Raw genomic sequence first — 25,573 nt, forward strand, 5'->3', positions numbered from 1 at the left:
TTTTACGGCGTCGGAACCTTCTATAAGGAGGTCCCGTTAAATCCCGTCTTCTCACAAGTTGCGGAACCGACCCCATGACCTTTACGCTCCCCCCTCTGCCCTACGCCTATGAAGCCCTCGGCCCCTACATGTCCAAGGAGACGCTCGAGTACCACCACGACAAGCATCACCAGGCCTATGTGACCAACGGCAACAATGCGATCAAGGGGACCGAATTCGAAGGCAAGTCCCTCGAGGAGATCGTCAAGGGCTCGTTCGGCAAGAACCCCGCCGTGTTCAACAATGCCGGCCAGCATTTCAACCACATCCATTTCTGGTCCTGGATGAAGCCGAACGGCGGCGGCTCCAAGCTGCCCGGCCGGCTCGAGAAGAAGATCGACGAGGATCTCGGCGGCTTCGAGAAGTTCAAGGCCGACTTCGCGGCCGCCGGCGTCGGCCAGTTCGGCTCTGGCTGGTGCTGGCTCTCGGTCAAGAACGGCAAGCTCGAAATCTCCAAGACCCCGAACGGCGAGAACCCGCTGGTGCACGGCGCGACCCCGATCCTCGGCTGCGACGTCTGGGAGCACTCCTACTACATCGACTATCGCAACCGCCGTCCCGACTATCTGAAGGCGTTCGTCGAGAACCTGATCAACTGGGATTACGTCGACGAGCTCTACGGCAAGGCGATCTGATCGCTGACGCAAGCAAGTGACCAGGGCGGCGGCTTCGGCTCGCCGCCCTTTTTCATGGCAAGGCTTTTGACGAGGGCGATCCTTGCAAGAGCGGCGCCCTTGCGGCAAGAGTTTTGCTCCATTCGCGACGAGGGCAGGGCATTCCGTCTCTCGATGCGGTCTGCAGGTAAGGTCCCGTGAATCAACTGATCGGATTCTTTCTCGTCTTCTTCGGCGGCGGCTGCGGCGCCTCGCTACGGCACGCGATCAACATGGCCAGCGCCAAGGCATTCGGGACGGACTTCCCGTACGGCACCTTCATCATCAACATCACCGGCTCCACCGTGATGGGTCTGATCGCCGGGTATCTCGCCTTCAAGGGCGGCGCGCCCCAGCATTGGCGGCTGTTCCTGATGACCGGCATTCTTGGCGGCTACACCACGTTCTCGGCGTTCTCGCTCGACACCGCACTGCTGTATGAGCGGGGCGCGTTGGGACTGGCTGCGGTCTACGTGCTGGGGTCGGTGGGGATCTCGATCGCCGGCCTGTTCGCCGGCCTGGCGCTGGTGCGGTATTTCAGCTGACGCGCTGGTTGACGGGAGGCGGTCTGTCTCCGCCGTCATTGCGAGCGCAGCGAAGCAATCCAGAATCCCTCCGCTTGGGCAGCCTGGATTGCTTCGCTGCGCTCGCAATGACGGGGTGAGAACCACGACCTCCGATGCCACAAACGCCCCGCCTGCGGTGGACAGCGGTGATGTTATAATGTAACATCATGACGAAATGACGCAGTCTGCCCTCGATAGCCACGGCCATTCGCATGCGCACGCGCACGGGCATGGTCACGGCCATGCCCACAGCCACGGTCCCGCGGCGCCGCATCCGGCGCAGCCCGCGCCGTGGTCGATCCTGCGCATGCCGGTGACGACGCGGCTCGGCGCGGCGCTCGCGGCGAGCGCGGTGCTCTGGCTGATCGTCTGGCTGGCGATGCGGTGACGACGGTCATGGCCCAGCTGCAATTCCGCGACGTGACCCTGGGCTACGACCGCCACCCCGCCGTGCATCACCTTACCGGTGAGGTCGCGACAGGGGCGCTGCTCGCCGTGGTCGGCCCCAACGGCGCCGGCAAGTCGACGCTGTTTCGCGGCATCGTCGGGCTGTTGAAGCCGCTCGCCGGCACCATCGCCGCGGCCGGCCTGAAGCCGCGCGAAATCGCCTATCTGCCGCAGATCGCCGATATCGACCGCTCCTTCCCGATCTCGGTGTTCGATTTCGTCAGCACCGGACTGTGGCGCAGCACCGGCATGTTCGGCGGCATCGGCGCGGCCGCGCGCGAGAAGATCGCGCAGGCGATCGCGGCCGTCGGCCTCACCGGCTTCGAGGGTCGCGGCATTGGCACGCTCTCGGGCGGCCAGATGCAGCGCATGCTGTTCGCGCGCGTGCTGCTGCAGGATGCCCGCGTGATCGTGCTCGACGAGCCGTTCAATGCGATGGACACGAAGACCTCGGCCGACCTTCTGCAACTGATCGAGCACTGGCATGGCGAGCGGCGCACCGTGCTGGCGGCGCTGCACGACATGGACATGGTGCGCGCGCATTTCCCGCAGACCCTGCTGCTGGCGCGCGAGGCCGTGGCCTGGGGACCGACGGCGGAGGTGCTGACCGCCGACAATCTGTCGCAGGCGCGTCGGATGTGCGAGGCGTTCGACGATGCCGCCGCGCCCTGCGTGCCGGCGCAAGCCTCCAAGGCGGCATGATGCTGCGCGAGGTGCTGTTCGCTCCGTTCTCGGATTTCGAGTTCATGCGCCGCGCGCTCGCCGCGGTCATCGCGCTGTCGCTCGGCTCCGGACCGATCGGCGTCTTCCTGATGCTCAGGCGCATGAGCCTGGTCGGCGACGCCATGGCACATGCGATTCTTCCCGGCGCGGCGATCGGTTTCCTGCTGTCGGGTCTCAATTTGTTTGCGATGACGACCGGCGGCCTGATCGCCGGCTTTGCCGTGGCGCTGCTATCGGGCCTCGTCTCGCGCTCGACCGGGTTGAAGGAGGACGCGTCGCTCGCGACCTTCTATCTGGCGTCACTGGCGATCGGCGTCACCATCGTCTCGGTCAAGGGCACCAACGTCGATCTCTTGCACGTGCTGTTCGGCAACATCCTGGCGATGGACGACCCGACCTTGCTGATGGTCGCGACCAACGCCACCATCACGCTCGTCGTGCTCGCCGTGATCTACCGCCCGCTGGTCGTCGAGAGCGTCGATCCCTTGTTCCTGCGCACCGTGAGCCGCGCCGGTGCGCCGGCGCATCTGATCTTCCTCGCCCTGATCGTCGTCAACCTCGTCAACGGCTTCCAGGCGCTCGGCACCTTGCTTGCGGTCGGCCTGATGATCCTGCCGGCGGGGATCGCCCGGTTCTGGTCGCGCGACGTCACGCCGATGATCTGCATCGCGGTCGCCTCTGCGATCGTCTCCGGCTATGTCGGGCTGGTGCTGTCGTTCCAGACCCGCATTCCCTCGGGGCCTGCGATCATCCTGGTCGCGTCCTTGCTCTATCTCGCCTCGGTGCTGTTCGGACGCGTGGGCGGCGTGCTTCCGCAACTGTTTCCGGGACGCCACCTCGAAGCCTGAAGTCGATGCCCATGAAACGCCTGTTGTCCGCGCTGAGCCTGCTGTTTGGCCTTGTTCTGATCGTCCCCGCATCGGCCGAGACCCGGCTGAACGTCGTCACCAGCTTCTCGATCCTCGCCGACTTCGTCCGCCAGGTCGGCGGCGACAAGGTCAATGTCGCCTCGCTGGTCGGGCCGGACAGCGACGTGCACGTCTACACGCCGACGCCGCATGATGCGAAGGATGTCGGCGCCGCGCAGCTCCTGATCGTCAACGGCCTCGGGCTGGAGGGCTGGCTGCCGCGGCTGCAGCAGGCCTCCGGCAGCAAGGCGCCGATCGTCGTCGCCACTCAGGGCATCACCCCACGCAAGCGCGGCTCGGATGCCGATCCGCATGCCTGGCAGTCGGTCGGCAATGCCAAGGTCTATGTCAAGAACATCCGCGATGCGCTGGTCGCGGCCGCCCCCGCAGACGCGGAGGTCTTCAAGGCCAATGCGGAACGCTATCTCGGCGAGCTCGATGCACTCGACCGCGAGGTCCGCGCCGAGATCGACAAGATCCCGGCCGAGCGGCGCAAGGTGATCTCGACCCATGACGCCTTCGGTTATTTCGCCGATGCCTATGGCGTCCAGTTCATCGCCCCGCTCGGCGTCTCCACCGAGACCGAGCCGTCGGCCCGCGACGTCGCCGAGATCATCCGCCAAGTGAAAAAAGCGGGGATTCCGGCCGTCTTCCTGGAGAATTTCAACGACGACCGGCTGGTCGGCCGGATCGCCGCCGAGACCGGCGCGAAGATCGGCGGCACGCTGTATTCCGATGCCCTGAGCGAGGAAAAGGGCCCCGTTCCCACTTACATTGCCATGGTCAGGCACAATATAAGGGCCCTGACGAGCGCGCTGGTCCGTTAGGGTTCTCGAGCCCTCGCGGTAGTGCGCTTTTGAGCCATTTTCGACGCGATCTGAGGTTTTCGGAGTGAGCATGTCCGACGCGAGCAAGACACCAGTGACGGTCCTGACCGGCTATCTCGGGGCCGGCAAGACCACGCTTCTGAACCGCATCCTCTCGGAAGACCACGGCAAGAAGTACGCCGTCATCGTCAACGAATTCGGCGAGATCGGCATCGACAACGACCTCATCGTCGGCGCCGATGAGGAAGTGTTCGAGATGAACAATGGCTGCATCTGCTGCACCGTGCGCGGCGATCTCGTGCGCATCATCTCCGGCCTGATGCGCCGCAAGGGCAAGTTCGACGCGATCATCGTCGAGACCACGGGGCTCGCCGATCCGGCGCCGGTGGCGCAGACCTTCTTCGTCGACGAGGACGTGCAGAAGAACGCGCGGCTCGACGCGGTCGTGACGGTGGCCGACGCGAAGTGGCTCTCGGACCGGCTCAAGGATGCGCCGGAGGCGAAGAACCAGATCGCGTTTGCCGACGTCATCGTGCTCAACAAGACAGACCTCGTCACCAAGCCGGAGCTCGCCGAGGTCGAGGCGCGCATCCGCGCCATCAACCCCTACGCAAAGCTGCATCGCACCGAGCGCTGCCAGATCGCGATCGCGGATGTGCTGGAGCGCGGCGCGTTCGATCTCGACCGCATTCTGGAGATCGAGCCGCAATTCCTCGAAGCGGGCGACGATCACGATCATCACCACCATGATCACGACCATGGCCATGATCACCATCATCATCACGATCACGGCCTGAAGCACTATCACGACGAGGAGATGCAGTCGCTGTCGCTGCGCTCCGACAAGCCGCTCGATCCGTCGAAATTCATGCCGTGGCTGCAGAACCTGGTGCAGACCGAGGGCGGCAAGATCTTGCGCTCCAAGGGCATCCTGTCGTTCCAGGACGATGACGACCGCTACGTCTTCCAGGGCGTGCACATGATGCTCGAAGGCGATCATCAGCGGAAGTGGAAGCCCGACGAGGCGCGCCAGAGCCGCGTCGTCTTCATCGGCCGCGAGCTGCCGGAAGACGCCATCCGCGAAGGCTTCGAACGCTGCATCGTGACCTGATGACGTCGTTCGACCAGGGCGGCGAGGCCGCATCGATCGTCTCCGTCACCGACAAGGTGAAGCCGGTCTCGCTCGGCATGGCCGTCACGGCCGTGCACTATCTCGGCGATCGCGCCGCCTTCGTCGGCACCGAGGAGAGTGTCGCTGTCGTCGACGGCGACGGCGAGATCAGCAAGGTGGATGTCACCGGCGGCGGCATCCTGTCGGCGGTGTCGGACGGATCGCGCATCCTGATCGGCGGCGATGACGGCAAGGTCTCGTCGCTCGACAAGGCGGGCAGCGTCAGCGTGCTCGTGACCGATCCGAAGCGGCGCTGGATCGACAACGTCGCCCTTCATCCGGATGGTGCGATCGCCTGGTCGGTGGGCAAGACCGCGTTCGTGCGTCAGCCCAAGGGCGAGGAGAAGTCGCTCGAGGTGCCGTCGACCGCGGGCGGACTTGCGTTCGCGCCGAAGGGCCTGCGGCTTGCGATCGCGCACTACAACGGCGCCACCTTGTGGTTTCCCAACATGGCGGGCGAGCCGGAATTTTTAGGCTGGGCCGGCTCGCATCACGCCGTCACCTTCAGCCCGGACAACAAGTTCCTGGTCACCGCGATGCACGAGCCGGCGCTGCATGGCTGGCGGCTCGCTGATAGCAGGCACATGCGGATGACCGGCTACCCCTCGCGGGTGAAGTCGATGTCCTGGGGCAGCGGCGGCCGTTTCCTGGCGACCTCGGGTGCCGACATGGTCATCCTCTGGCCGTTCGTCGGCAAGGACGGCCCGATGGGCAAGGAGCCCGCGATGCTGGCGCCGATGAAGGCCAAGGTCACCGCGGTCGCCTGCCATCCCAAGCAGGACATCCTGGCCTGCGGCTACGAGGACGGCACCGTGCTGATGGTGCGGATGCAGGACGGCGCCGAGATCCTGGTGCGGCGGAACGAGACGCCGCCGATCGTGGCGCTGGGCTGGAATGCCGCGGGAACGTGGCTCGCTTTCTCCGATGAAAGCGGCGAGGCCGGGCTGCTGCGGCTCTGATGAGGCACTGGGGCGGCGCAGACCCCGATGGAACCTCGCAGGCGCGTGACCGTTGTTCCGCACACATAGGATGCGGATGACAAGCCATGGCCTCGATCAACAGCAAACAGACGTTGCGCCGGGACATACTGCTGGCGGCGGGCCTGTTCGTCCTCGGCGTGCTCGTGGCCGTGGTCTCGCTGACCGAGATCAAGGCCAATCACCTCGACCAGATTGCGCAGGCGACGCCCTCGGCCTCGCCTGAACCGTCAGCGACCCCGGCCGAGTCCAAGCCCGGCGGCACGCGCCCGACGACGCCGGCGCCAGAGCCCGCGCGCCCTGACGTGGAAGCTCAAAAGGAAGGCGCCAAGCCGGCGCTGCCGCCGGCCCCGGCCGAGAAGATCGCGCCGACGATGGAGCGGAAGTAGCTCGCTGTAGCAACGGCAGAGCGCGAGAGAGTTCGCGTGCTGCTTCCACGTCGTCATGCCCGGGCTTGTCCCGGGCATCCACGTCGTTCAACTGCGCGGCTTCGTGGATGGCCGGGTCAAGCCCGGCCATGACGGAGGAGAGAGTGCGGCCCAGCCAGTCATCGCACCAGGATGTTCCGGAACTGCCACGGATCGGACGTGTCGATATCCTCCGGGAAAAGCCCCGGGCGGTCGTTCAGCGGGGTCCAATCCGTGTAGTAGCCCTTCACCGGGCCGAGATAGGGCGACTGGATCTCGAGGCAGCGGCGGAAGTCCATCTCGTCGGCCTCGACGATGCCGGCGGTCGGGTTTTCCAGCGCCCACACCATGCCGGCGAGCACGGCGGATGACACCTGCATGCCGGTCGCGTTCTGGTACGGCGCGATGCGGCGGGTCTCCTCGATCGAGAGCTGCGAGCCGTACCAATAGGCGTTCTTGCCGTGGCCGTAGAGCAGCACGCCGAGTTCGTCGATGCCGTCGACGATCTCGTTCTCGTCGAGGATGTGCCACTTCCCCTGCATCTTGCCGGTGGCGCCGAAGATCTCGTGTAGCGACAGCACCGCGTCATTGGCCGGGTGATAGGCGTAGTGGCAGGTCGGGCGGTACACCACCTTGTCGCCGTCGCGCACGGTGTAGTAGTCGGCGATCGAGATCGACTCATTGTGGGTCACCAGGAAGCCGTATTGCGCGCCCGGCGTCGGACACCACGAGCGCACGCGGGTATTGGCGCCCGGCTGCAGCAGATAGATCGCGGCACCGCAGCCTTCGCTGTGGCGGCGGCCGTTCTCCGGCATCCATGTCTCGTGCGTGCCCCAGCCGAGCTCGGCCGGCTGCATGCCCTCCGAGACGAAGCCCTCGACCGACCAGGTGTTGACGAACACGTCCATCGGCTTCGGATTCCTGGAGCGCTGCGTGTCACGCTCCGCGATGTGGACGCCCTTGACGCCGAGCTTCTGCATCAGCTGCGCCCAGCCCTCGCGGCTCTTCGGCTCGACGATCTCGGTCTTGGTGTCCTTGGCGATGTCGAGCAGCGCCTGCTTGACGAACCAGGACACCATGCCGGGATTGGCGCCGCAGGTCGAGACGGCGGTGGTGCCGCCGGGGCTCTTGCGGCGGGCGGCGAGCAGCGTCTCGCGCAGCGCGTAGTTGGAGCGCTGCTCGACCCCCATCTGCTTGTCGAAATAGAAGCCGGCCCACGGCTCGACGACGGTGTCGATGTAGAGCGCGCCGATCTCGCGGCACATCGTCATGAGGTCGACCGAGGAGGTGTCGACCGACAGGTTCACGCAGAAGCCCTGGCCGCCGCCCGCGGTCAGCAACGGCACCAGCAGCTCGCGGTAATTGTCGCGGGTCACGCCCTGCTGGATGAAGCGGACGCCATGCTTCTTCGCCAGCGCGCCGTCGTCATGCGGATCGATGATGACGAAGCGGCTCTTGTCGTAGTCGAAATGGCGTTCGATCAGGGGCAGGGTGCCCTTGCCGATCGAGCCGAAGCCGATCATCACGATGGGGCCGGTGATCTTCGCGTGGATCTGCGAGCTCATGAATGGTTCTCCGCGAAAGGTGCGTGGGATGGATGGATTCAGGCGGCGCGCCGCCCTCGGATGCCGCGCCGCGTTAGCGGCTGCGGCGCTTGGCGGTGACTTCGATTTCCACCTTCATCTCCGGCTTGAGCAGCGCCGCGACGACCAGCAGCGTTGCGGCGGGGCGGATGTCGCCGAGGACTTCGCCGCAGACCGCAAAATGGGCATCGGCGTCGTTGACGTCGGTGAGGTAGTAGGTCGCGCGGACGATATCGGCCATCTCGAAGCCGCCCTCCTGCAGGGCAGCGGCGATGGTCTTGAAGCAGTTGCGTGACTGGCTCGTGACATCGGCCGGCATCGTCATGGTGGTGTAGTCATAGCCGGTGGTGCCGGCGACGAAGGCGAAGTCGCCATCGATGACGGCGCGGCTGTAGCCGGCGGTCTTCTCGAACGGTGATCCGGTAGAGATCAGGCGGCGGGACATGGCGGACCTCGTGGGGGGATTTTCGGGGGTTAAAGAGCTTTTGCTGCACCTGCGCAACCCCTGGCGGGGCGGGCAGGACGCGGCCTGCCGGCATGCCTAACGCGGGCGGGTGACGTCAGGTCCGGCGGGCGGCGTGCTGGACCAGCGCCTGACCACGATGTCGCGGACGATCATGATCCCGAGCAGGATCAGCAGGAGCGTCGGCAGCAGTGTCCGCCGCTGCGGCGCTGTCGCCGCCCTGGTCTTCACGCTGCGCATCGCAGCGGCCGCTCGCGACGCGAGCGGCGGGCCTTGCGTTCGGCAGCGCCGGTCGCGACGATCATGCCCGACGCGCCGTCCAGCGCGCCTTCGACCAGCTCGAGCCCGAGCAGCCGCGCGCGTTCGAACGGGCCGGGCAGCTCCAGCGCGGCGGTCTGCGCGACCGAGAAGCCGAAGCGGGCGTAATAGGGCGCATCGCCGAGCAGGATCACGGCGCCATGGCCGCGCGACGCCGCGATCATCAGCGCGGCATTCATCAGTGCAGCGCCAACGCCGAGACGGCGCGCCTCGGCCGCGACCGCCAGCGGCCCCAGCATCAGCGCGTCGCGTCCGCCGGCGCTGACGTGCCACAACCGCAGCGTTCCTACCAGCGCGCCGCCGCGCACCGCCGACAAAGCGAGGCCCGCGGCGGGCGCGCGTCCGTCGCGCAGGCGCTGGCAGGTGCGCTCATGGCGATTCTCGCCAAAGCACAGGTCGAGCAGCGTCTCGCGCGCTGCGACGTCGGAGGCCCGTTCGCTGCGGATCACGAACGGAGCGGCAGTCCGAGAGGGCGCAGTCGAAGGGATGCGAAAAGCGGTCATGGCACGTCAGTCCTCGGCCTGCGCGGCAAGCCTTCGCCCGCGCGCAAACACGTGATGTCAGGTTGAAGGTGACGGTCTATCGCTCCCTCCCCCGCTTGCGGGGGAGGGTCGGGGTGGGGGAACGCCCCACCCGAGCCTCTTGCCGGTCTCACCCGCGCTCGGGTGGCGAGGGCAGCCAGGTCAGATGTGATAGGTCTTCAGTGGGGGGATGCCGTTGAAGGCCACCGACGCGTAGGTCGACGTATAGGCCCCGGTCCCCTCGATCAGCACCTTGTCGCCGATCGAGAGCGTCACCGGCAGCGGATACGGCAGCTTCTCGTACATCACGTCGGCCGAATCGCAGGTCGGGCCGGCGAGCACGCACGGGGTCATCTCCGCGCCCTCATGCGGGGTGCGGATCGCGTAGCGGATCGACTCGTCCATCGTCTCGGCGAGGCCGCCGAACTTGCCGATGTCGAGATAGACCCAGCGCAGCTCGTCCTCGTCGCTCTTCTTCGAGATCAGCACCACTTCCGACTCGATGATCCCGGCATTGCCGACCATGCCGCGGCCCGGCTCGATGATCGTCTCGGGGATCTGGTTGCCGAAATGCTTGCGCAGCGCGCGGAAGATCGAGCGGCCGTACTGCACGACCGGCGGCACGTCCTTGAGGTACTTGGTCGGGAAGCCCCCGCCCATGTTGACCATGGTCAGGTTGATGCCGCGCTCGGCGCAGTCGCGGAACACCGTCGAGGCCATCGCCAGCGCGCGGTCCCACGCCTTCACCTTGCGCTGCTGCGAGCCGACATGGAACGAGATGCCGCACGGCTCCAGGCCCAGCCGCTTGGCCAGGTCCAGCACTTCCACAGCCATCTCCGGATCGCAGCCGAACTTGCGCGACAGGGGCCATTCGGCGCCGGCGCAATCGTACAGGATGCGGCAGAACACCTTGGCGCCGGGCGCTGCGCGCGCGATCTTCTCGACCTCGGCGGCGCAGTCGACCGCGAACAGGCGGATGCCGAGCGCATAGGCGCGCGCGATGTCCCGCTCCTTCTTGATCGTGTTGCCATAGGAGATGCGGTCAGGCGTCGCGCCGGCGGCCAGCGCCATCTCGATCTCGGCGACCGTCGCCGTGTCGAAGGACGAGCCGAGCGAGGCGAGCAGCGACAGCACTTCCGGCGCCGGGTTGGCCTTGACCGCATAGAACACGCGGCTGTCCGGCAGCGCGCGAGCGAAGCTCATGTAGTTGTCGCGCACGATCTCGAGGTCGACGACGAGACAGGGCTCGTGGTCCAGACCTTCCTCGCGGCGGTTGCGCAGGAATTCCCGGATACGTTCGGTCATAGCACCCTCCAAACGGCCCCAGCGACGGAGACCCGTTCAAAATGATCCCGACACGGGTGCCTTGGCGTTGCCGCCCGATGGAAAGGCGACAAAACCTCGAACCCGTAGCCGAATTGTGCTGCCGTGGATTGGTTGGGAATTTCCCGCCCGCACACCTGGCAATGAAGGACAAGCCTTTTCAGTAGCCCGCGCCGGCTTTGGACTGCCGGTAGAGACCAAAAAAGCCCGATCCGTCGTTGCTTTAAGTCGCGTCCCCCGTTGAGAGCGGGGTGCGCCGGTTCGCCTCCGGCTGCCAGTCACGGTTGCAAAAGATGGGGTGACCTTCAGCGGCATCTCTTGAGAGAGATGCTGGGCTCTGGAGTATGACGATCTCGATCATGGTGATCTTGATCGCAACGATCCGAGGGCCCCTCGGTTCCTCATCCCTTGGCGGCTGTCCGGCCTCTTGTCCGGATACCTACCGACTGACACACGACCACAGGCACGTGCGAAATTGGGCAGAAGCGGAAATAAGCGTTTTGAATTTCGTTCGCAAGGAATTTTTGGGCGCCGGGAAAGATTTCCCTAATCTGTGCTTACGCGACACACATGCTGCGCTGATCTCTGAACGAACGTTAAGCGAGCTTAAACTTTCGTAACGCGCTCACGCTTGCAGGACAGTGTTTTTACGCTGTTTACGCGCGCCTGGTGAACGGCTCGATGCGCTGCGCGCCGCGGATGAAGCCGATCATCACGAACACGCCGATCGCGAACAGCACGGCCTGAACGATGTGCGCGCCGCCATCGCCGAGCCCGAACAGAATCGCGAGCGCCCAGCCGCCGGCGAAGGCCGCACCGAACACTTCGGCACCGATCAGGATCGCCGCCGAGATGACGGTGATCACGGTCGGCCAGGCGATCTGGCGGCCGGCTTTGGAGGTGGTCTCTGCGTTCATGGTCCAGGGTCCTGTTGCGGGCCGCAATCTCTCCGAAAAGGCCCGGCCCTTCAAGGGGAAATGACCCAAAAAGAGCCAGCTCCATGATATGGGGGGCGCATCGAACTTCCGGGAGAGGACGGACCCCAGCCGATGTCAGACACCACCGCTGTGATCGACGCCCAGACCAATCCGCTGCTCGTGGCCTGGGAGACCCCGCACCAGACACCGCCCTTCGACGCGATCAAACCCGAGCACTTCCTGCCGGCCTTCGAGCGCGCTTTCGCCGACCACGCCGCCGAAATCATCGCGATTACCCATGATCCGGCCGAGCCGGACTTCGCCAACACCATCACGGCGCTGGAGCGCTCGGGCAAGCTGCTGTCGAAGGTCGCGGCTGTCTTCTACGATCTGGTGTCGGCGCATTCGAACCCGGCGATTCTGGAGATCGACAAGGACGTGTCGCTGCGGATGGCGCGGCACTGGAACCCGATCATGATGAATGCCGTGCTGTTTGGCCGCATCGCGCTGCTCTACGACAACCGCAAGGACCTCAAGCTCACCGGTGAGGAGCAGCGGCTGCTGGAGCGCACCTACACCCGCTTCCGCCGTGCCGGCGCCGGCCTCTCGGACGACGACAAGGTGCGGATGGCCGAGATCAACGAGAAGCTCGCCCAGCTCGGCACCACCTTCAGCCACCACGTGCTCGGTGACGAGCAGGACTGGTACCTCGAGCTCGGCGAGGACGACCGCGCCGGCCTGTCCGAGAGCTTCGTGGCTGCCGCCAAGGCTGCGGCGGATGAGCGCGGCATGCCCGGCAAGGCGATCGTGACCCTGTCGCGCTCGTCGGTCGAGCCGTTCCTGCAGAGCTCTGCCCGCCGCGACCTGCGCGAGAAGGTGTTCAAGGCCTTCACCGCGCGGGGCGACAATGGCAATTCCAACGACAACAACGCCGTCATCGGCGAGATCCTGTCCCTGCGCGAGCAGGCCGCCAGGATCATGGGCTTTCCCAACTTCGCCGCCTATCGCCTCGAGGATTCCATGGCGAAGACGCCGGAGGCCGTGCGCGGGCTGCTGGAGCGCGTCTGGAAGCCGGCGCGCGCCAAGGCGCTGGCCGATCGCGATCAACTGCAGGAGATGATCACGGCGGAGGGCGGCAACTTCAAGCTCGAGGCCTGGGACTGGCGCTATTACGCCGAGAAGCTGCGCCAGGCGAAGGCCAACTTCGACGACGCCGCGATCAAGCCGTATCTCTCGCTCGACAACATGATCGCGGCCGCCTTCGATTGCGCCACCCGGCTGTTCGGCATCACCTTCGCCGAGCGCAAGGACATCCCGGTCTGGCATCCGGACGTCCGGGTCTGGGAGATCAAGGACGCGGGAGGCCGCCACAAGGCGCTGTTCTATGGCGACTACTTTGCCCGCTCGTCGAAGCGCTCCGGCGCCTGGATGACCTCGCTTCGCGACCAGCAGAAGCTCGACGGCGACACCGCGCCCTTGATCATCAACGTCTGCAACTTCGCCAAGGGGGCCGACGGTCAGCCGTCGCTGCTGTCGCCGGACGATGCCCGCACGCTGTTCCACGAGTTCGGCCACGGCCTGCACGGCATCCTGTCCAACGTGACCTATCCGTCGCTGTCGGGCACTGCCGTGTTCACCGACTTCGTCGAGCTGCCGTCGCAGCTCTACGAGCACTGGCAGGAGCGTCCCGAGGTGCTGCAGACCTTCGCGCGCCACTACCAGACGGGCGAGCCGCTGCCGCAGGATCTGCTCGACCGCTTCCTGGCCGCGCGCCGCTTCAACCAGGGCTTTGCCACCGTCGAGTTCGTCTCCTCGGCGCTGATCGACCTCGAGTTCCACACCCAGCCGGCGGCGGCCTCCAAGGATGTCCGCGCCTTCGAAAAGGCCGAGATGGAGAAGATCGGCATGCCGCCGGAGATCGCGCTGCGCCACCGGCCGACTCAATTCGGCCATATCTTCTCGGGAGACCATTATGCGGCGGGCTATTACAGCTACATGTGGTCGGAGGTGATGGATGCGGATGCCTTCGGCGCCTTCGAGGAAGCCGGCAACATCTTCGACCCGGCGGTCGCCAAGCGGCTCCACGACAATGTCTACGCCTCCGGCGGCTCGGTCGATCCGGAAGCGGCCTACATCGCCTTCCGCGGCCGCGAGCCCGAGCCCGACGCGCTGCTGCGCCGGCGCGGCCTGCTCGACGTTGCCAAGGCGGCTTGAGATGAAGGGGATGGCGCTGGTCCGGTTCGTCCTCGCTGCGCTGACGCTCGTGCTCGGCGCGAGCGCGGCGAGCGCCCATCCGCATGTCTGGGTCACCGCGACCAGCCAGCTGCTCTATGCGGCCGATGGCTCGGTGACCGGCGTGCGGCACGCCTGGACCTTCGACGACATGTTCGCGACCTATGCGCTGCAGGGCCTCGAGACCAAGCAGAAGGGCGTCTACACCCGCGAGGAGCTGGCGCCGCTGGCGCAGACCAACGCCGAGTCGCTGAAGGAATATGCCTACTTCACCTTCCTCAAGGCCGACGGGCGCAAGCAGAAGCTCGAGGACCCCGTCGACTATTACCTCGAATACAAGGACACCAAGCTGACCCTGCACTTCACCCTGCCGCTGAAGGCGCCGGTGAAGCCGAAGCAGCTCCAGGTCGAGGTCTACGATCCCAGCTATTTCATCGATTTCCAGATGGCGGAGAAGGATCCCGTCACGCTGGTCAGCGCTCCCTCGGGCTGCAAGTTCGGCCTGGTGAGACCGAGCGACGGCGGCTCCGTCGCGCAGACCATGAACGAACAGACATTCCTGAGCGGCGGGGCGAACGCCAATTTCGGAATGAATTTCGCCAACAAGATCTCAGTGGAATGTCCATGACACCTCGCCCCAGCTCTGCCCGACCGCTCCTTACCTGCGCCGCGATCGTCGCTGTGCTCGTTGCCGCCGACGCCGCCTCGCATGTGCTGCTCGCCAAATCGCCGTTCGGCGCGCCGGCCGAGCCGCAGGTCGGCGGCATCGTCGGCTGGCTGCTCACCAAGCAGTCGGAGTTCTACCGGCAGATGTCGGGGGCGATCCGCTCGGCCAAGCAAGATGGCTCGGCGGTGTGGTGGCTGCTCGCGATCTCGTTCTCCTACGGCATCTTTCATGCTGCGGGCCCCGGCCACGGCAAGGCGGTGATCGCGTCCTATCTCGTCGCCAACCAGGAGACGGCGAAGCGCGGTATCGTGCTGTCGTTCGCCTCGGGCCTGATGCAGGCGCTGGTCGCGGTCGTCATCGTCGGCATCGGCGCCGTGCTGCTCAATGCCACCGCGGCCACGATGTGCAGCGCCGAGAAGGTGGTGGAGATCGCGAGCTACGGGCTGATCGCGCTGCTCGGCGCGCGCCTGGTCTGGGTCAAGGGCGCGGCGTTCCTGCGCACTTGGCAGCCGGCGGCGCCGGCATTGGCGCTGGCCGGTGCGCCCGCGGCCGCGGTGGAGCCGTCGACCCATGATCATAGCCATGCGCATGATCACCAGCATCGCGCGCCTCATCATGATCATCACGGTCATGACCATCATGGTCACGACCACCACGGCCACGATCATCATCACCACGATCATGCGCACGCCCATGCTGCGGCGGCGCATGGTTTCGCCGCTCACGATCACGTCCACCACGATCACGTTCACGGCGATGATTGCGGTTGCGGCCATTCCCACGGGCCCGCGCCGAGCGAACTCGCCGGTCCCGGCGGCTGGCAGCGCGGCTTTCAGGCGATCTTCGCCGCCGGCATCCGCCCGTGCTCGGGCGCGATCCTCGTGCTGGTGTTCGCCTTGGCCCAGGGCATGTTCTGGGCCGGCGTCGCCGCGACCTTCGTGATGGGCATGGGCACGGCGGTGACCGTCGCGACCATCGCGGTGCTCGCCGTCGCCGCCAAGGACGTCGCCCGCCGGCTCAGCGCCGGCCGCGAGGGCGGCGGCGCCCTGATCATGCGCGGCCTGGAATTCGGCGCCGCCGGTCTGGTGCTGCTGTTCGGCGCGGGCTTGTTGCTGGGCTACATCGCGGCGGAACGCACGACCTGCTTCTGAGCGGGCGCGGCTGAGCTGTTCGCTTCCGTCCCCTATGTTTACCCCGATGCCGCGGCCAGTCCCTGCAGCGCGCTGTCCTACATGCCCTCTCCCACAAGGGGGGAGGGCGCATTCACGGGCACGCGCGGAGGCGATGAGTTGTTAGTGCCCCTGTGGCCGCAGCGCGCGGCCCAAGGCCATCAGCGGGAAGTAGTGGCGGTACATGCCGTAGCGGAGCATGAAGGCGCGGGACAGCTCCGGGCCCTGCATCAGCCGCTCCTGCAAAGAGGGATCGGTCAGCTTGATGGTCTGGCCGACGCCGTAGCCGGGGAAGCCGGTGCCGGTGAATTCCGGCTCGTCCCAGGTGCCGGCCGACTGGCGCTCGACCAGCCACATGCAGCCGCGCTCGATCGCCTCCTTGTCCTGCGGACGGTTGGCGGCGAGCAGGGCCATCAGCGCCCACGCCGTCTGTGACGCCGTGGTGGTGCCGCGGCCGACCGCGCTGACATCCATGTAGGAGGCGCAGCTCTCGCCCCAGCCGCCGTCCGGCTGCTGATGCGCGACGAGCCAGTCGCAGGCGCGGCCGATATAGGGTTGCGTCATGTCCTCGCCGATCGCGGCCAGCGCCGGCAGCACCGCGCCGGTGCCGTAGACGTAGTTGACACCCCAGCGGCCGAACCACGGGCCGCTCGGCTCCTGCTCCCGTCGGATGTAGTCGAGCGCGCGCACCATGGCCGGATGATTGCGCGAGATGCCGAGCTTGCCGAACGCCTCGACGATGTGGGCGGTGACGTCGACCGACGGGGGATCGAGCGCCTCGCCGTAGTCGCAGAACGGAATCTTGGTCAGGATCTGCTGGTTGTTGTCCTTGTCGAACGCGCCCCAGCCGCCGCCCTGGCTCTGCATGCCGATCAGCCAGTCGACGCCGAGCTGAATGGCCTCGTCGATGCCCTTGGCCTGCCACTTCGGATCATGCCGCAGCGGCGCCAGCGCGATCAACGCCACGGCGGTGTCGTCCGTATCGGGATAATAGTTGTTGGCGTATTCGAACGCCCAGCCGCCGGGCTTGACGTGCGGCAGCTTCATCGACCAGTCGCCGGGCACGCGGACCTGGCGGTCGAGCACCCAGTCGACCGCCTTGTCGACGGCCTCGGGGTAATCGCCGAGCACGCCGGCATCGTCGAAGGCGAGCAGCGTCAGGATCGTGTCCCACACTGGACTGTTGGTCGCCTGGATGTAGGTGGCGTCGCCGACATCGACTCGCCAGCCGGGATCGTTCAGGGCATCGAGGCCCTTGGCGAGAACGGGATGATTGAGCGGATAGCCCTCGGCGTAGAGCGCCATCAGGCCGTAGATCCAGGGCGGCTGGATGCCGCCCCAGGCGCCGTCGAAATCCTGGTGGCGGATCATCCATTCCAGCACGCGGCTGGTCGCCGCCGGGCGGAACAGGCCGAGATTGAGCTTGTTGCCGAGGTTCTGCAGGGCATGCAGCACCTTGTCGGCGCCGCGGAAGAACCTGTCCCAGCCGCCGGCATTGGCCTTGACCGGCAGGTCATAATCGAACGCGTTGCGCCCATGTGGAAACAGCGCGTCCAGCCGGTTCTCGGGCGGCAGCGGCCGGCTCGGCCGCCGCGCCGACAGCACCGCGATCGGCATCAGGGTTGCGCGTGCCCATTGCGCAAAATTGTAGATCGAGAACGGAAACCAGAGCGGAAACCAGATCACCTCGGGCGGGATGTTGGGGGTCTTCTCCCACGGCCATTCGCCGATCAGCGCCAGCCAATAGCGCGTGAACACGCGAATGTTGCGCAGGCCCCCCTTGGCTTCGATCCATTCGCGGGCGCGCCGCACCGGCGGCTCGTCGTCGCGGAAGCCGAGCGAGCGCAGCGCGGCATAGGCCTCGACGGTCGCGTTGATGTCGCCATTGGGGGCGCCGAAATAGACCTGCCAGGCGCCGTCCGGGCGCTGGCTGTCGAGCAGCGACTGGCCCAGGCGCTTGCGCAGCGGATGCTCCTCGAGCCCCATGAACCACAGCGCCAGGCACCATTGCGCCTCCATGCAGGCGTTGGATTCGGCGCGGCCGACCCAATGACCGTCGGGCTTCTGGTTGGCGATCAGCCAGTCCGCGGCCGCCCGCACCGTCGATTGCAGGGCGGTCTGGTAATTTCCCGGGTCGCGCGGCGCGCGCGCGGGGGCCGAGCTGGTCAAAGTCATCACGATCCCTCTGGCGGCCTCACAGTGCCGCTGCGGCAGTCCAATTCACTCCGCCCTATAGGGAATTTCGCCGTCAAATCCAATCAACTGGCCGCAGCAGACCGGATCAAAGGAGAAACGAATGGCGTACAGACGGAGGCCGCATGGCCGTTTTGGTTAGCATCCGGATGGGCATGGAGATGTGACGCTTCTCACGCCCGGAAACTGGGCCCACTCAAACCGGCAGGTATTGGCGCAGCAGGGGCAGGAAGAAGATCGCGACGGTGATCAGGAACCCGATCGCCCACAGGATCGAGCGCAGCGACGGCCGGTTGCCCACGTAGGTCAGCACATAGGCGGTGCGCACGATCACGAACAGCACCGACAGCTCGTTGATCAGGTTCTGCGGCGCGCCGCGGAACTCGGCCAGCAGCACCGCCGCGGCAAAGAACGGGAACGCCTCGATGCCGTTCTGATGGGCGCCCAGCGCCCGCTCGCGGATGCCGCCGGCGTAGAAGGCGGGATCTCGCGGCCGGGCGTTGTCATAGCGCCCGCCACCGTCGACGCTGATCCATTTCGCCGGCACGATCGTTAAGAGATAGAGCATTACGCTGGCGAAAATGCACAATTCGGCAATCGTCATGGCTCCTCCAGCCCGATGACAACAGTGAAATGGCCCTTATCTTGACAATGTCGAAACAAGCCGCCAAGCCACGCCCTTCAGCAGTCACGGGCATCATGACCGCCGCCATCTTTCTGGACAATGCCAGGCCTGTCGACGTCAGGCCGTTGCCGGCCGCGAGCACGTCCCGCGTCGGCGTGCTGCTGGTCAATCTCGGGACGCCGGATACGGCCGACGCCGCCGGCGTGCGGGTGTATCTGAAGGAGTTCCTGTCCGACCGCCGCGTCATCGAGGACCAGGGCCTGTTGTGGAAGATCATCCTCAACGGGATCATCCTCAATGTCCGGCCGCGCAAGAAGGCGAAAGACTACCAGTCGATCTGGAACACCGAGAAGAACGAATCGCCGCTGAAGACGATCACCCGCGCGCAGAGCGAGAAGCTGGCCGCGAGCCTGGCCGACCGCAGCCACGTCATCGTCGACTGGGCGATGCGCTACGGCAATCCGTCGATCAAGGCTGGCGTCGATGGTCTCATGGCCCAGGGCTGCGACCGCATCCTGGTGGTGCCGCTCTATCCGCAATATTCAGCCGCGACCTCGGCGACCGTGTGCGACGAGGCGTTCCGCGTGCTGACCGAGTTGCGCGCGCAGCCGACGCTGCGGGTGACGCCGCCTTATTACAACGACGACTTCTACATCGAGGCGCTGGCCGTCTCGATCGAGGATCATCTGAAGACGCTGGCGTACAAGCCCGAGCTGATCGTGGCCTCGTTCCACGGCATGCCCAAGGAATATGTCGACAAGGGCGATCCCTATCGCGAGCAGTGCGTCGCCACCACCGAGCTGCTGCGCAAGCGGCTCGGCATGGACGACACCAAGCTGCTGCTGACCTTCCAGTCGCGCTTCGGCTTCTCGGAGTGGCTGCAGCCCTATACCGACAAGACCATCGAGAAGCTCGCCAAGGACGGCGTCAAGCGCATCGCCGTGGTGATGCCGGGCTTTGCCGCCGACTGCCTGGAGACGCTGGAGGAGATCTCCGGTGAGAATTGCGAGATCTTCAAGCACAATGGCGGCGAGGAATTCTCCGCCGTACCGTGCCTGAACGACAGCGCGCCCGGCATGGAGGTGCTGCGGCAGCTCGTGCTGCGCGAGCTGCAGGGCTGGTTGTAAACGGCTGGCTCTGAGCCGTCGGCGGTATTGCCGGCCCGCTAGGTGAGCCGCCCGCCGGCGCAAGGCGGACGGCCGTCCGCCCGTAGAAAATACTTTCCTGAACCGCGCCTAGCGGACCCCCGACCAAATCATGCAGTAATCCCTAGATTGTGATGGCTGCAGAGGCTGGTGAGGGGACGATCGTCTCCTCCCTAGGAGGATCCATGAGCGGTTTCGACATTTTCGCCATAGCGCTGGTGCTGCTGGTCATCTTCACGCTGTATTCCGGCGTGAAGACCGTGCCACAGGGGTTCGACTGGACCGTCGAACGGTTCGGCAAATACACCCGCACCTTGTCGCCGGGCCTCAACATCATCGTGCCCTTCTTCGATCGCATCGGGCGCAAGATCAACATGATGGAGCAGGTGATCGACATCCCCGAGCAGGAGGTCATCACCAAGGACAACGCCACCGTGACGGTCGACGGCGTCGCCTTCTACCAGGTATTCGACGCCGCCAAGGCGAGCTACGAGGTGTCGAACCTCAACCAGGCGATCGTCACGCTGACCATGACCAACATCCGCTCGGTGATGGGCGCGATGGATCTCGACCAGGTGCTGTCGCATCGCGACGAGATCAACGAGCGGCTGCTGCGCGTCGTCGACGCCGCGGTGTCGCCATGGGGCCTCAAGGTCAACCGCATCGAGATCAAGGACATCGTGCCGCCAGCCGATCTGGTCGAGGCGATGGGCCGGCAGATGAAGGCCGAGCGCGTCAAGCGCGCCGACATCCTGCAGGCCGAGGGCCAGCGGCAGTCGGAGATCCTGCGCGCGGAAGGCGCCAAGCAGAGCCAGATCCTGCAGGCCGAGGGCCGCCGCGAATCGGCCTTTCTCGATGCCCAGGCGCGCGAGCGCGCCGCGGAGGCCGAGGCCAAGGCGACGCAGATGGTGTCGGACGCGATCTCCAAGGGCGACGTCGCCGCGCTCAACTACTTCATCGCCGACAAGTACATCAAGGCGTTCGGCCAGCTCGCCGACTCGCCGAACCAGAAGGTGATCATGCTGCCGCTGGAGGCAACGGGCATGCTGGCCTCGCTCGCCGGCATCGGCGAGATCGCCAAGGCGACGTTCGGCGAGAGCGCGGCTTCGGCCGTGGCAGCCGCGCGCCGCGGCGGCTCGGTGCCGTCAGCGGGGACGGCGCCGAAACCGCCGACGCCGCCGCAGGCTTGACGCAGGGGAGGACACTGATGAGCGACATGTTCGTGACGCTCGGCACCTGGAACTGGCTGATCTTCGGCATCATCCTGATGGCGTTGGAGCTGCTCGCGCCGGGCATCTTCCTGTTCTGGCTGGGCCTCGCGGCGCTGCTGGTCGGGCTGCTGTCGTTTGCGTTTGCGCCGGGGTGGCAACTGCAGATCCTGCTGTTCGCGCTGTTCGCGCTCGCCGCCGTGCCGCTGTGGCGGCGCCTCGCGCGGGCGAGCGCGGCGCCGTCGCAGGACAATCCGTTCCTCAACCGCCGCTCGGCGGCCCTGGTCGGTCGCGAGTTCACCCTGGAGAAGCCGATCGTCGGTGGCAACGGCACCGTGCGTATCGACGACACGGTGTGGCGCGTGGCGGGCCCGGACACGCCGGCCGGCAGCCGCGTCCGCATCGTGCAGGCGGACGGCGCGCAGCTCACGGTGGCCGCCGCGTAGTCCTGCGGGCGAGTTGACCGCTTTGAGCGACAGCCCCACCGCGTCATTGCGAGCGCAGCGAAGCAATCCAGAGTCGTTTTGGAGCCCCTGGATTGCTTCGTCGCTGCGCTCCTCGCAATGACGGGGCGAGAGCTGGGTTCAATTCTGCAGCCTCACGCCGACCATCACCACCGTGCCGGAAGAACCGGCGCCGGTGATGTTCGAATCCAGCTTGTCGTAGCGCAGCGTGCCCTTGACCCAGACGTTGCGCGACATCTTGTAGACGAGGTTGCCTTCGGCCGAATAGGTGCGGTCGCTGCGGCCGTAGCCCTGATAGTCGAGCGTGCCGAAGCTGAACTTGCCGATGCCGGTCAGCCAGCGGCGGAAATCGTGGTCGACCTGCACCGTGTAGGTGCGCACCAGCACGCCGGAGGCGCCGGCCACCGTCGTTTCTGCGAGCTGCGTGTCGGAGAGAAACCGCGCGGTGGTCAGCGGCGTCGCCGACCACACCAGCGAGGCCGTGGTGAGGAAGCCCTGCAGCCGGTTGAGCCGCGGGTCGACATAGCTGCGCGTGGCATAGCCCATCGAGACCTCGCCGGTCAGGAGCCGGGTGAACTCGAACGAGGTGCCGGCCTTGGCATAGCCGCCCGAGGAGTCGCGCTGATAGCCCGAACGATCGACCCGCTGGTCGTGCACGCGGCTGTCGCCCTGGATCTCGGCGAACGGCTTCAGGCCGGGCATGACCTCGTAGGACACCCGGCCGATGCCGCCGAACTGGTTGTAGTTGCGGTCGTCGTTCGACGTCATCGTGCCGTCGGTCAGCTTGCTCTGCTGATAGCTGGTGCGATCGGCGGTGGCGCCCGCCGAAATCTGCAGCCGGTTGAAGCGCTGGTCGATGCCGACGGTGGTGCCGAGCGTGGTGTAGACCGGATAGCGCGCCAATCCAGCTTGCACGCTGGGACTGCCGGGATTGTCGGTCGCGGCACGCAGCCGGAGCTGGGCGCCGACCGAGGTGTCGCGGCTGACGTCGAGGCGGCCGTCGACATGGCCGGTGAAGTCGGGGCGGTCGAGCGTGGTCGGCGCCGAATTGATGCCGCCATCCATGATAGCCGGCAGGGTGCTGCCATAGCCGGTGAAGGAGCCCCGCAGGTCGGCGACGAGGGCGTGACGCTCCCAGTTCGACACCGCCAGGAATTCCGGCGCGATCACCCAGGCCGGCATGCCGCGCGGCTTGGCGAGGCGGGCCGGGTTGCTGTCATAGCCGGCCGAGAGCTCCACCGCGCCCTTGATCAGGAACGGCCCGGCGTAGTCGCCGACCGCGCCGAACGGGTCGTCGTCGATTCTGAGGCGCTTGCGCGGCGGCTGGCCGGGCACGGTGCCGGCCATGGCAGGCGGGAGCGGCTGCCGGTTGGCGGAGGCCGAGGGCGGCAGGGTCGGGCGCAACTGGCCGGTGAGCTCGCCGGACGGCCGCGTGCCGGGGCCCGGCGCCGGCTTGGGCCGCGCCTGGGCGGGATAGTATCTCGGCTTCTTGCGGGTGCGATTCAGCGAATCATAGCCGACATCGGATGCGCCGCTGGCCGCGGGTACACCGGGCAGGGGGACCAGATTTCGTCGTGCGGCCGAGCTGGTCGGCGCAGGCGTCGCGGGCAGCCCTGGCGTCGGGACGGCATCGGTCAGGCCGCTGACCACGGTCCGCCGCAACGGGGAGTCCTGCGGAGCCAGGAAGCCGTCGCGCACCGGCCGGAACACGTCGATGGTCTGCGAGTGCGCCGCATCGGGGCCGAGCGCGCCGAGCAGCAGGCATGCGGCGGAGGCGCCGCGCCACACCGCGCGCCTTCGCGCGCGCCTCGCGCGGCCGCTGTCAGGCCTCCACCCCACGATGAAAATACTCCAACAAAATCAATTGCGTCGTCGGGACACCCGCGCCGCCCGGCAAACCGCGTCGTTAAGGGAGTAAAAACAAATATGGTTAATGGGCTGTTGATGGCGCCTTGCTGCCTTACCCATGCTAAAGAGCGGCGCCTGACTGTTCAGCCTTGGAAGTCCGCATGCCGAGATCGAAGCCGTTGCCCGACACCGCTCCCGCCAACGCAGATATCCAGTCGGCACTGCGCACGCTCGATGCCGGCAGCAACGGCATTGCCGCGATCTCCGCGGCGCTGTCGGGACCTCTGGGAGCGGCCTTCGCGGCCGCCGTCGAACTGATCCGCCAGGCGAAGGGCCGGGCGATCCTCACCGGTCTCGGCAAGTCCGGCCACGTCGCCCGCAAGATGGCCGCCACGCTCGCCTCGACCGGCACGCCCGCGTTCTTCGTGCATTCCGCCGAGGCCGGCCATGGCGATCTCGGCATGATCACCTCGGACGACGTCGTCATCGCGCTGTCGTGGTCCGGCGAGCAGCCGGAGATGAAGACGCTGGTCAACTATACCAAGCGCTTCGCCATCCCGCTGATCGCGGTCACCTCCAATGCGCAATCGTCGCTGGGGCAGGCGGCGCGCATCGTGCTGGAGCTGCCGAAGGCGCGCGAGGCCTGCCCGCACAATCTGGCGCCGACCACCTCGACCCTGATGCAGGCCGCGATCGGCGATGCGCTCGCGATCGCGCTGCTCGAAGGCCGCGGCTTCACCGCGCTGGAATTCGCCAATTTCCATCCGGGCGGCAAGCTCGGCGCCATGCTCAAGCACATCTCGGACCTGATGCGCTCGGGCGACGCGGTGCCGCTGAAGCCGCTCGGCACCGGCATGCCGGATGCGCTGGCCGAGATGTCGGCCAAGGGGCTCGGCTGCGTGGTCATCGTCGATGCTCGTGGTCACGTCGCCGGCATCATCACCGACGGCGACCTCCGCCGGAAGATGCGCGCCGATCTGTTGTCCGCATCGGTCGAGGAGATCATGACGGCGAACCCGCGCACCGTGCGCCGCGAGGCGCTGGCCTCCGAGGCGCTGGAGATCCTGAACTCCGCCAAGATCACGACGCTCATCGTGACGGATGGCTTGAAGCCAGTCGGCATCCTGCACATGCACGATCTGTTGCGGGCCGGGGTGGCCTAGCTCGAAGCGTCGTTTGCGGGCGCCCGGCTGCCGCGCGCTTGGGAAGACCGGTCAGCCTGCGTTGAATCGTGCCGCATCGGCCTCCAGCGGCAGCTGCAGTGCGTTCGCGACATACGACACGGTGCGATAGAAGCCGCACAGCAGGATGATTTCCAGCACCTGATCCTCATCATGATGCAGGCGGAGGCGGGCGAATTCGTCGTCGCTCAAGGTCGACCGTTGGTGCAAGGCATCGACCGCAGCGATCAGGGCCTGTTCGGGGGCCGACCAGCACGCCGCGTCGGCCGGTGCATTCACGGTGGCGTCGATCTGTTGCGCCGTCAGGCCGGCGTCTGAGCCAAAGATGCGGACGTGCACGCCCCATTCGTACTCGCACGCATTCAGCGCGCAGGTCCGATCGATGACGATCTCGCGCTGACGCAGGGACAGCGGGCCGCGGTCGAGCAGGCTGCCGCCGCGAAATTTGGTCCAGGCGCGCGCATGGCCGGCCATCACCCGGAACAGCATCAAGGGCGGCGCCCCGCGCATGATCTGGTCGAATTGCGCCTGGATGTCGGCCGGGTAGGGCGGCTGCAGCGGGGCGATCCGGGGCATGGCGGTTCCTCCTGTGCGGTGCTACATTTACTGTAGCAGTATGCTACGCTTTCCGTAGCGCTTGGCAAGCTGTTGGAGAGTTTTCGTGCCGAAAGACGTTCAACCGCGCCGGGTGCGCGGCTCGCGCTCGGGCCGGCCGGTCATGGCGCTGCTCGATCTGTTGGGCCGGCGCTGGTGCCTGCGCATCGTCTGGGAGCTGCGCGACGACGCCCTGACCTCCCGGGCGCTGCGCGCGGCCTGCGACGAGGCCTCGCCGACCGTGTTGCAGGCGCGGCTGGACGAGCTGCGCGAGGCGGGCTTCATCGTGCTGGGCGACAGCGGCTACGAGCTGACGCCATTGGGGCGCGAGCTGTTGGAGACCTTCCTGCCGCTGCATCGCTTTGCCGAGCGCTGGAGCCGGCAGACGGGATGAGCCGAGCTTG

27 protein-coding genes are annotated in these 25,573 nt (G+C 66.5%); 17 read left to right on the top strand and 10 right to left on the bottom strand.

Going from position 1 to position 25,573, the window contains the following annotated elements; translation table 11 throughout:
* Positions 1-74: 74 nt before the first annotated feature.
* The 9 genes from QX048_RS34370 to QX048_RS34410 all read left to right on the top strand — a co-directional run bounded on the left by QX048_RS34370 (position 75) and on the right by QX048_RS34410 (position 6,700).
* Positions 75-674 (top strand): superoxide dismutase, encoded by a 600-nt coding sequence (locus QX048_RS34370; protein WP_315753699.1) that lies wholly within the window; start codon positions 75-77, stop codon positions 672-674.
* 176 nt (positions 675-850) lie between these two features.
* The gene (gene crcB, locus QX048_RS34375; protein WP_315825456.1) at positions 851-1,237 is read left to right on the top strand and encodes a fluoride efflux transporter CrcB; all 387 of its coding nucleotides are present in this window, start codon (positions 851-853) and stop codon (positions 1,235-1,237) included.
* A gap of 196 nt (positions 1,238-1,433) precedes the next feature.
* Positions 1,434-1,646 (top strand): hypothetical protein, encoded by a 213-nt coding sequence (locus QX048_RS34380; RefSeq protein WP_315825455.1) that lies wholly within the window; start codon positions 1,434-1,436, stop codon positions 1,644-1,646.
* A gap of 8 nt (positions 1,647-1,654) precedes the next feature.
* Positions 1,655-2,407, top strand: a complete 753-nt coding sequence (locus QX048_RS34385; RefSeq protein ID WP_315825454.1) for an ABC transporter ATP-binding protein — start codon at positions 1,655-1,657, stop codon at positions 2,405-2,407.
* Entirely contained in the window at positions 2,404-3,276 is an 873-nt protein-coding gene (locus tag QX048_RS34390; protein ID WP_409977973.1) for a metal ABC transporter permease, read from the top strand. Before QX048_RS34385 ends, QX048_RS34390 begins: the two co-directional genes overlap by 4 nt.
* Positions 3,277-3,287: 11 nt before the next feature.
* Positions 3,288-4,163, top strand: coding sequence for a metal ABC transporter substrate-binding protein (locus QX048_RS34395; RefSeq protein ID WP_315825453.1), 876 nt, complete (start codon positions 3,288-3,290; stop codon positions 4,161-4,163).
* 70 nt (positions 4,164-4,233) lie between these two features.
* Complete coding sequence (locus tag QX048_RS34400; protein WP_409977974.1) at positions 4,234-5,274, top strand: CobW family GTP-binding protein; 1,041 nt, start codon at positions 4,234-4,236, stop codon at positions 5,272-5,274.
* A complete protein-coding gene (locus tag QX048_RS34405; RefSeq protein WP_315716535.1) occupies positions 5,274-6,293 on the top strand; it encodes a WD40 repeat domain-containing protein in 1,020 nt (339 codons plus the stop codon). Before QX048_RS34400 ends, QX048_RS34405 begins: the two co-directional genes overlap by 1 nt.
* A gap of 86 nt (positions 6,294-6,379) precedes the next feature.
* Complete coding sequence (locus tag QX048_RS34410; RefSeq protein WP_315825452.1) at positions 6,380-6,700, top strand: hypothetical protein; 321 nt, start codon at positions 6,380-6,382, stop codon at positions 6,698-6,700.
* 158 nt (positions 6,701-6,858) lie between these two features.
* On the opposite strand, the gene QX048_RS34415 is transcribed toward QX048_RS34410, so the two are convergent.
* The 6 genes from QX048_RS34415 to QX048_RS34440 form a co-directional block, all read right to left on the bottom strand.
* Positions 6,859-8,283 (bottom strand): homospermidine synthase, encoded by a 1,425-nt coding sequence (locus tag QX048_RS34415; RefSeq protein WP_315716537.1) that lies wholly within the window; start codon positions 8,281-8,283, stop codon positions 6,859-6,861.
* A gap of 73 nt (positions 8,284-8,356) precedes the next feature.
* A complete protein-coding gene (locus tag QX048_RS34420; protein WP_315716538.1) occupies positions 8,357-8,746 on the bottom strand; it encodes a RidA family protein in 390 nt (129 codons plus the stop codon).
* 96 nt (positions 8,747-8,842) lie between these two features.
* The gene (locus tag QX048_RS34425; RefSeq protein ID WP_315825480.1) at positions 8,843-8,995 is read right to left on the bottom strand and encodes a hypothetical protein; all 153 of its coding nucleotides are present in this window, start codon (positions 8,993-8,995) and stop codon (positions 8,843-8,845) included.
* Positions 8,992-9,585, bottom strand: coding sequence for an N-acetyltransferase (locus QX048_RS34430; protein WP_315825450.1), 594 nt, complete (start codon positions 9,583-9,585; stop codon positions 8,992-8,994). Before QX048_RS34430 ends, QX048_RS34425 begins: the two co-directional genes overlap by 4 nt.
* Before the next feature lie 180 nt (positions 9,586-9,765).
* Entirely contained in the window at positions 9,766-10,908 is a 1,143-nt protein-coding gene (locus QX048_RS34435; protein WP_315716540.1) for a type III PLP-dependent enzyme, read from the bottom strand.
* 674 nt (positions 10,909-11,582) lie between these two features.
* Entirely contained in the window at positions 11,583-11,843 is a 261-nt protein-coding gene (locus tag QX048_RS34440) for a hypothetical protein (RefSeq protein WP_315716541.1), read from the bottom strand.
* A 132-nt stretch (positions 11,844-11,975) separates the two neighbouring features.
* Between QX048_RS34440 and QX048_RS34445 the strand changes: the two genes are divergently transcribed.
* From QX048_RS34445 to QX048_RS34455, 3 genes are read left to right on the top strand one after another with little or no spacing between them, the layout of a single operon-like run.
* Positions 11,976-14,057 carry a M3 family metallopeptidase gene (locus QX048_RS34445; RefSeq protein ID WP_315825449.1) on the top strand — a complete coding sequence of 694 codons (2,082 nt, stop codon included), beginning with the start codon at positions 11,976-11,978 and terminating at the stop codon, positions 14,055-14,057.
* 10 nt (positions 14,058-14,067) lie between these two features.
* Positions 14,068-14,703: a DUF1007 family protein gene (locus tag QX048_RS34450; protein WP_315825478.1), complete on the top strand. Its 636-nt coding sequence runs from the start codon at positions 14,068-14,070 to the stop codon at positions 14,701-14,703.
* A complete protein-coding gene (locus QX048_RS34455) occupies positions 14,700-15,893 on the top strand; it encodes a nickel/cobalt transporter (protein WP_315825448.1) in 1,194 nt (397 codons plus the stop codon). The genes QX048_RS34450 and QX048_RS34455 overlap by 4 nt, the downstream gene beginning before the upstream one ends.
* Before the next feature lie 141 nt (positions 15,894-16,034).
* On the opposite strand, the gene shc is transcribed toward QX048_RS34455, so the two are convergent.
* Positions 16,035-18,086 carry a squalene--hopene cyclase gene (gene shc, locus QX048_RS34460; protein ID WP_315769281.1) on the bottom strand — a complete coding sequence of 684 codons (2,052 nt, stop codon included), beginning with the start codon at positions 18,084-18,086 and terminating at the stop codon, positions 16,035-16,037.
* Positions 18,087-18,300: 214 nt separating this feature from the next.
* A complete protein-coding gene (locus QX048_RS34465; protein ID WP_315716545.1) occupies positions 18,301-18,708 on the bottom strand; it encodes an MAPEG family protein in 408 nt (135 codons plus the stop codon).
* Between the two features lie 95 nt (positions 18,709-18,803).
* Here QX048_RS34465 and hemH point away from each other — a divergent pair, with 95 nt between their 5' ends.
* The 3 genes from hemH (at position 18,804) to QX048_RS34480 (ending at position 21,528) form a co-directional block, all read left to right on the top strand.
* Positions 18,804-19,856, top strand: a complete 1,053-nt coding sequence (gene hemH / locus QX048_RS34470; RefSeq protein WP_315825447.1) for a ferrochelatase — start codon at positions 18,804-18,806, stop codon at positions 19,854-19,856.
* Between the two features lie 203 nt (positions 19,857-20,059).
* A complete protein-coding gene (locus QX048_RS34475; RefSeq protein WP_315716547.1) occupies positions 20,060-21,064 on the top strand; it encodes an SPFH domain-containing protein in 1,005 nt (334 codons plus the stop codon).
* Positions 21,065-21,081: 17 nt separating this feature from the next.
* Entirely contained in the window at positions 21,082-21,528 is a 447-nt protein-coding gene (locus tag QX048_RS34480; RefSeq protein WP_315716548.1) for an NfeD family protein, read from the top strand.
* 138 nt (positions 21,529-21,666) lie between these two features.
* On the opposite strand, the gene QX048_RS34485 is transcribed toward QX048_RS34480, so the two are convergent.
* Entirely contained in the window at positions 21,667-23,385 is a 1,719-nt protein-coding gene (locus tag QX048_RS34485) for an outer membrane beta-barrel protein (protein ID WP_315825446.1), read from the bottom strand.
* Positions 23,386-23,555: 170 nt separating this feature from the next.
* On the opposite strand from QX048_RS34485, the gene QX048_RS34490 reads away from it, so the two are divergent.
* The gene (locus QX048_RS34490) at positions 23,556-24,557 is read left to right on the top strand and encodes a KpsF/GutQ family sugar-phosphate isomerase (protein WP_315716550.1); all 1,002 of its coding nucleotides are present in this window, start codon (positions 23,556-23,558) and stop codon (positions 24,555-24,557) included.
* Positions 24,558-24,608: 51 nt separating this feature from the next.
* On the opposite strand, the gene QX048_RS34495 is transcribed toward QX048_RS34490, so the two are convergent.
* The gene (locus QX048_RS34495; protein ID WP_315769287.1) at positions 24,609-25,151 is read right to left on the bottom strand and encodes a carboxymuconolactone decarboxylase family protein; all 543 of its coding nucleotides are present in this window, start codon (positions 25,149-25,151) and stop codon (positions 24,609-24,611) included.
* A 142-nt stretch (positions 25,152-25,293) separates the two neighbouring features.
* Here QX048_RS34495 and QX048_RS34500 point away from each other — a divergent pair, with 142 nt between their 5' ends.
* Positions 25,294-25,563, top strand: coding sequence for a winged helix-turn-helix transcriptional regulator (locus QX048_RS34500; RefSeq protein WP_315716709.1), 270 nt, complete (start codon positions 25,294-25,296; stop codon positions 25,561-25,563).
* Positions 25,564-25,573 lie beyond the last annotated feature (10 nt).

It is taken from the genome of Bradyrhizobium sp. SZCCHNS30572 (assembly GCF_032484415.1).
GTDB lineage: Bacteria > Pseudomonadota > Alphaproteobacteria > Rhizobiales > Xanthobacteraceae > Bradyrhizobium.